The 7,516-nt window shown below is 43.0% G+C and carries 5 protein-coding genes; 3 read left to right on the forward strand and 2 right to left on the reverse strand.

Annotated elements, in window-relative coordinates:
- Nucleotides 1–149: 149 nt before the first annotated feature.
- Entirely contained in the window at nt 150–2,426 is a 2,277-nt protein-coding gene (gene pflB / locus AB4232_RS17960) for a formate C-acetyltransferase (RefSeq protein ID WP_372087673.1), read from the reverse strand.
- Nucleotides 2,427–2,733: 307 nt separating this feature from the next.
- Complete coding sequence (locus tag AB4232_RS17965) at nt 2,734–4,275, reverse strand: DUF3360 family protein (RefSeq protein ID WP_016767646.1); 1,542 nt, start codon at nt 4,273–4,275, stop codon at nt 2,734–2,736.
- Nucleotides 4,276–5,066: 791 nt separating this feature from the next.
- Between AB4232_RS17965 and AB4232_RS17970 the strand changes: the two genes are divergently transcribed.
- The 3 genes from AB4232_RS17970 to AB4232_RS17980 all read left to right on the forward strand — a co-directional run.
- Nucleotides 5,067–5,837: an ABC transporter ATP-binding protein gene (locus AB4232_RS17970; RefSeq protein ID WP_004736532.1), complete on the forward strand. Its 771-nt coding sequence runs from the start codon at nt 5,067–5,069 to the stop codon at nt 5,835–5,837.
- A gap of 136 nt (nt 5,838–5,973) precedes the next feature.
- Nucleotides 5,974–6,744 carry an ABC transporter substrate-binding protein gene (locus AB4232_RS17975; protein ID WP_009846319.1) on the forward strand — a complete coding sequence of 257 codons (771 nt, stop codon included), beginning with the start codon at nt 5,974–5,976 and terminating at the stop codon, nt 6,742–6,744.
- 79 nt (nt 6,745–6,823) lie between these two features.
- The coding region (locus AB4232_RS17980) for an ABC transporter permease (protein WP_372087674.1) at nt 6,824–7,516 on the forward strand (693 nt) is incomplete at its 3' end.

Genomic DNA, 7,516 nt, shown 5'->3' on the forward strand with positions numbered 1-7,516 from the left:
TTTGTAGAAAAAAAGTGAATGCGAGTGCGCTTTTTGTGGCCAATCTAATCTTTCTTAGGGGAGGGGGTATCGATGAGATTTAGAGTAGATATAAAAAAGCCCCGCACATTGGCGAGGCTAATAGTTTTTACTGTCTATTGAGCGGGAGCTTATAGAGATTCAGTAAATGTACGTGCGATTACGTCAGCTTGCTGCTCTGTAGTCAGAGAGTTAAAGCGTACAGCGTAACCAGAAACACGAATCGTTAGCTGAGGGTATTTCTCAGGGTGCTTAACTGCGTCTTCTAGAGTTTCACGGTTAAGAACGTTCACGTTAAGGTGTTGACCACCTTCAATGCCAGCTTCGTGGTGGAAGTAACCATCCATTAGGCCTGCAAGGTTAGCACGTTGGCTATCTTCTTCTTTACCTAGTGCGTTTGGCACGATAGAGAAAGTGTAAGAGATACCATCTTGAGCATCAGCAAACGGTAGTTTACCTACAGACGTTAGTGAAGCTACAGCGCCTTTCTCATCACGACCGTGCATTGGGTTTGCACCAGGAGCGAAAGGAGCGCCAGCACGACGACCGTCTGGAGTGTTACCTGTTTTCTTACCGTATACCACGTTAGACGTGATAGTAAGAACTGACTGTGTAGGGATTGAATCACGGTAAGTCTTAAGCTTACGGATCTTGTTCATGAACGTAGAAACTAGTTCACAAGCAATGTCATCTACACGAGAGTCGTTGTTACCGTATTTAGGGTAATCGCCTTCGATTTTGAAGTCAGTTGCAATGCCATCTTCGTCGCGGATTGGTTTAACAGTCGCGAATTTGATTGCAGACAGTGAGTCAGCAGCAACAGACAGACCAGCGATACCACAAGCCATAGTACGACGAACGTCACGGTCATGAAGAGCCATTAGAGACGCTTCGTAGCTGTACTTGTCGTGCATGAAGTGAATGCTGTTTAGAGCTGTCACGTATTGCTTAGCTAACCAATCCATGAATGTGTCTAGGCGACCCATTACGTCATCGTAGTTAAGTACTTCGTCAGTGATCTTGTCGCCAACTGGGCCAACTTGCATTTTAAGCTTCTCATCAACGCCGCCGTTGATTGCGTAAAGCATAGTTTTTGCAAGGTTAGCACGAGCGCCGAAGAACTGCATTTGCTTACCAACGATCATTGGTGATACACAACAAGCGATTGCGTAATCATCAGAACCAAGGTCAGGACGCATTAGGTCATCATTTTCGTACTGGATAGAAGAAGTATCGATAGATACCTTCGCACAGAAACGCTTGAAGCCGTCAGGTAGTTGCTCAGACCAAAGAACTGTGATGTTTGGCTCTGGAGAAGGACCCATAGTGTATAGAGAGTTAAGGAAACGGAAGTTCGAACGCGTTACTAGCGTACGACCATCAACACCCATACCACCCATAGATTCTGTAGCCCAGATTGGGTCGCCAGAGAATAGCTCATCGTACTCAGGAGTACGTAGGAAACGAACCATACGCAGCTTCATTACGAAGTGGTCGATCATCTCTTGTGCTTGGTCTTCTGTGATTTTGCCAGCAGCGATATCACGCTCGATGTAGATGTCTAGGAAAGTCGAAGTACGACCTAGAGACATTGCAGCACCGTTTTGAGATTTAACAGCAGCTAGGTAGCCGAAGTAAGTCCACTGAATAGCCTCTTGAGCAGTTTGAGCTGGCTCAGAGATATCGAAACCGTATTTCTCAGCCATTTGCTTGATTTGACCTAGAGCACGATGTTGCTCAGAGATCTCTTCACGCAATTGCATTGTAGCAGCAAGATCTTCGCCGTTCTCGAAACGCTCTTGTAGAGAAGCGAATTGAGCAGCTTTGTCTTTCATTAGGAAGTTGATACCGTAAAGTGCAACACGACGGTAGTCACCAATGATACGACCACGGCCGTAAGCATCAGGAAGACCAGTCAGAACACCAGACTTACGACATTTTAGGATATCAGGAGTGTAGATATCGAAAACGCCAGCATTGTGTGTTTTGCGGTATTCTGAGTAGATTTTTGAAACCATTGGGTCAAGAGTTTCACCGTATGCTTTACAAGAACCTTCAACCATACGTACACCACCGTTAGGGATGATTGCACGTTTTAGTGGCTTCTCAGTTTGTAGACCAACGATAGTCTCAAGATCTTTCTCAATGTAACCTGCATCGTGAGCAGTAATGGTAGAGATAACAGAAGTATCGAAATCTACAGGTGCTTTAGTTGCGTTTTCCTGTTTGATACCTTCCATTACCGAAGACCAAAGCTTGTTAGTTGCTTCAGTACCCTCAGAAACTAGGAAAGACTCGTCGCCTTCATATGGCGTGTAGTTCTTTTGAATGAAATCACGAACGTTTACTTCGCTTTGCCACTCACCTGCAGCAAAATCTTCCCAAGCTTTAGCAAATTGCTCTGCCATGACATACCTACCTTTTTAGTAGAAAAAATACGTACATTAACACTGTTGAGCCAGCGCCCCTCGTAAGGGTAGTACACTCTTATTAATAACAATATATATGAGCATATGAGCGTCATATGGTTATATATATTGTCACTACCTTTTATATGTTGTCTTTACTCTATGTATTCAAGACTACGCTAAAAAATTTCTGCAAACCTTAAACTAAATCAATAAATGCCAAAAAAAGTTGAAAAAATTTGAGTGACAGGGGTTGCCACCCAAACTTTTTTTTAATCCCAATACTACTTTTGTGTAGTAATGAGCATTATAGCCAAGCTTTTAGGCCATATTGACTTTCTAGCATACCAACTGCAAGCATTGCTACTAAACAGATAACTAAAACGCCAACAGGGATTACAATCTTGTCTACAAATGATAGACGCTTCGCACGCTCTTTATCACCAATTAGACCGTTGTTATCAAGAAGCATAGTCAGAGCCCATGCTAATACAGGGTTAACAACCGCTGAACCGAAGATACAGATACCAGCTGCTTGAGAATCCTTTGAATCCTTAACCATTTGCATACCCGCTTCAAGTAGAGGTAGAGATACACCTACAAGTAGCGCAACACGCATCACTGGTGGCCATACTGCAACGTCCATTGGGAAACCAAGAATCGCAACAATAATACATAGAGAACCAAGCAAGATTGCGCCGCCAGGAATTGGACGTTTCGCGATTGCTGCTGGGATCATGTAAGTACCCCAAGAAGAAGTGATGTTACCACCACCAACCGCAGTACCCACCATTTGACGAACTGAACACATAGTCATAGTGTCATCAACGTCCATCAGAACTTTTTCAGAACGTTTAGGGTAGTTTAGTTCTTGGAAGATACGGTGACCTAGGAAGTCAGGTGACCACATCGCTACCGCTAGGATTGCAAATGGTAGAGAAGCGATGAAGTGTTCAACGTTTGGCAAGCCAAGCATCCAACCTTCAGAAGTCGAACCCCACCAGTAAACTGGGTTTAGGTTTGGGATACCCATTTCAGTTTCGAATACGATATCGAAACCAGCGCCCAATGCTAATGCAATAGCAAGGCCTGTGAATGCACAAACTGGGATAGCTAACCAACGCTTGTTCACTTTTGCTAAGAAAGCATAGATAGCAATAGTAATAGCAAGAACGATTAGACCGACGTAACCCATGCTACCCGCTTCAACAGTAGAAGATTGAAGACCAACCGCCCATGCTTGAATCGAGTTAATTTGGCTCATGGTACCCGTTAGGCCTAAGAAAATGAGCAAGCCACCAGCGGTACCTTCCGAAGTCAGGTTAACCAGCTTGGAGCCGCCTTTTAGGAAACTTAGGATTAGACCGAAGACACCGATAAGGATAGCCAATGCAAGAGGGTGAGCACCAGCGAGAGCGATGGTACCAATAAGAGGAATCATTGGGCCGTGGTTACCGGCAAGGTTTGCTTTCGGGTTGAAGAAACCAGAAGCAAGGATACAGAACAGCAGTGCAGGAATCAGCATTTCTACACGAGCAACTTCAATCGCGAAGTCTTTACCTAGGTTTACGTGATCCCAAGCTTGAGTTAGGCCATCAGCCCAAGACATCATTACTGCAGAGTACATCGCGATGATACCGATGGTACCAGCAAGTGCAGGAACAAGATCTTCAAGTTCAAAACGGAAATCACGGCCTGGAAGGTTTAGGCCAAAACGACGAGGCTTCATGATTTGAAGTTCGTGATCTAAGTAATCTGAGCGGCTCTCAAATTCAGAAGCAGGGCGGTGTAGCTCTTTATAGCTTTTCTCTTCTACTTCAGAGTTCGCATTATTCACAACGTCTGACATAGATTCCTCATATTTTTATGTTAGTAATTCTAAAATTGAATTATAAAATTTCGCGTAATTGCGTTATTTCTTAGTTATAACTTATTAATATTATGTTGCACGGTTTTGATGTGCTTTATGCAGCTAAGTTAAAAGAAATGTTTGGCATTTTTAATGCCTTATTCTTTGCTGCTGAGTCTAACAAGCTTACCCTTTAGGGTGATTGATCTTGATCACTTTATGAGTTTATGTGAAAGAAAGCTACAAAACGAAGCGATTCATTAACGTACCGTTGATGAATTGTGTAATTAGTTTTCACAAATTGACGTTAGCTATCTTCTTCATGTCTTGCTCTACATAGCATCAGCCGGATACCTCTTACTTACTGAGTGGTTTCACTATTAGTAACTGGTCTCTTAGTTGCCTATGAAGTTTTAACCACTCAACGACCTTCTAATAACGTTCTCGTATAGTGAGTTTGGTGTACTACTGCGGGTATTAAATTTTGTTGGAAGCGCCGTTTTTAAGTTCACAAAACGTGTTTTTCTTGTGAGGCATCAAGCTACGAGAATCTCATTTTGATTAACTTTATTTAAACAATGCCAGAGTCGCAATTCCAGCTTGTTGATACATTTCATTCAGTAAATTGAGACTAAAACGCTATTCATTGCATAATAAGTCAGAGTTAATCGCTATTTATTCTCAATTATTAGGTTAATAATTTGTTGCATGTTGTTTCGTGTGGTGCTAGTTTGTATCGCATGAAAAGGTCGGAGTACCTTGCATTTTCACAAACTTGGGAGAGAAAGCGCATGAAAGATGTACCAGCGCTGGACATAAAGGATTTACACAAAACGTTTGGTCAAAATGAAGTTTTAAAGGGAATTTCACTTTCTGCGCATAAAGGCGATGTAGTATCGATTATCGGATCTTCAGGGTCGGGTAAAAGTACTTTCCTTAGATGTATCAACCTTTTAGAGACACCTACTGCTGGCGAGATTTGGGTTAATGGTGAATTAATTCAAATGAAAAATAACCGCCAAGGTGTTTCTGTTCCTGCCAATGAAAAACAAGTACAGCGAATCCGTTCTCGCTTAGCAATGGTTTTTCAGGGTTTCAACCTGTGGTCTCATCTGACCGTTCTCGAAAATGTTATCGAAGCGCCTGTTCACGTCTTAGGTGTACCTAAAGCACAAGCGATTGAAAATGCTGAGCTGCTACTGAAGAAAGTAGGGCTATATGAACGCAAAGACTACTACCCAGGTCATTTATCTGGCGGACAACAACAGCGTGCGGCGATTGCAAGAGCATTAGCGGTAGATCCTGAAGTGATGCTTTTTGATGAACCAACATCGGCACTTGATCCTGAGTTAGTAGGGGAAGTACTTGGTGTAATGCGCGATCTAGCAGAAGAAGGAAGAACCATGCTTGTGGTAACACATGAAATGGCTTTTGCTCGTGACGTATCAAATCATGTGATGTTCTTACATCAAGGCTTGGTGGAAGAACAGGGCGATCCAGCTAAACTGTTTACTGAGCCTGAATCTGAGCGATTACAACAATTTATCTCATCGATTTACTAATCAGAATTGAAATGCTGTTGCTAAGGTAAATGGCGACAGTGTTAACAATGAAACACAACAAGTAAGTTAATAAGTAACAACAAACACAATATTAAAATTAGCAAAACATAAAAACCTAAATCACAGGAGTAGGGATATGAAAAAGTGGTTATTAGTCGCGGCACTTGCTGCAACTGCTGCAACGGGCGTAGCTCAAGCAAAAGAATGGAAAACAGTACGTTTCGGTATTGAAGGTGCTTACCCTCCATTTAGCTGGACAGAAGCTGACGGTTCGCTGAAAGGCTTCGATGTCGATATGGCTAACGCGCTTTGTACTGAAATGCAGGTGAAGTGTAAGATCGTTGCACAAGATTGGGATGGTATTATTCCTTCTCTGCTTGCTCGTAAATATGATGCGATCATTGCGGCAATGTCTATCACGGAAGAGCGCAAGAAAAAGATCGATTTCACAGGTAAATACGCACTTATCCCGAACAAGTTCATCGCTAAAAAAGGTGCAGGCCTTAACTTTGATGATCTAAGTGGTCAAAAAATTGCCGTTCAACGTGCAACAACTCACGACAAGTACCTAACAGATAACTACGGCGACACAGTAGAAATCGTTCGTTACGGTTCATTTGACGAAGCTTACCTTGATCTAGCTAACGGTCGTGTTGCTGCTGTACTGGGTGATGCATCTGCTCTAGAAGAAGGTGTACTAAACAAAGCGGGTGGTGAAGACTACGAGTTTGTTGGTCCATCACTAACTGATCCTAAATGGTTCGGTGAAGGTTTTGGTATTGCTCTACGTAAGCAAGACAAAGATCTGACTAAGCAATTAGATGCTGCAATCCTTTCACTACGTGAAAAAGGCATCTACCAAGATATCGCTGCTAAATACTTCAACTACGACGTATACGGTAAGTAATCTCTAGCGTCACTTCTTAAGGGAGAGGCTCACCTCTCCCTGTCTTACCAACTTTTTCGCAGTTCTGTTGGAATTCATTATGTTTGATTTACAAGGATATGAAGCGTCGATCCTGAAAGGGGCGGTGCTTACAATCGAAGTTGCCTTACTGTCGCTAATTTTAGCTATGGTTCTTGGTATGCTAGGTGCCTTAGCTAAACTCGCGCCTTATCGCTGGGCTCGTGCAATTGCAACCCTCTACACAACCGTTATTCGAGGTATACCCGATCTCGTATTGATGATGCTAATTTTCTTTGGTGGACAAATCCTTTTAAACAACAGTTTGTATTCCATCAATGAGTGGCTCAATGAGTGGTTCACATCAAGTGACCCTAACCACGAATGGACCGCTTACCTACCTGATTATATTGATGTCAGCCCATTCATTGCTGGCGTCTTAACCATTGGATTCATCTTCGGCGCGTACATGGCAGAAACCTTCCGTGGTGCGATAATGGCTGTCGACAGCGGTGAGATGGAAGCGGCAAAGGCCTATGGCATGGGCCCTGTTTTAGCATTCCGTCGTATTCTATTACCGCAAATGATTCGTCACGCATTGCCGGGGTTTGGTAATAACTGGTTGGTTTTACTAAAAACTACCGCGCTGGTTTCTATTATTGGCCTTGAAGACATGGTACGTGTTAGCGCTCTGGCGGCGGGCTCAACCAAAATGCCATTTACCTTCTATATGACGGTAGCAATCATCTTCTTATTCTTCACCAGTGTTTCGACG

The sequence above is a fragment of the Vibrio sp. 10N.286.46.A8 genome, assembly GCF_041470165.1.
Classification (GTDB): Bacteria; Pseudomonadota; Gammaproteobacteria; order Enterobacterales; family Vibrionaceae; genus Vibrio; species Vibrio tasmaniensis_A.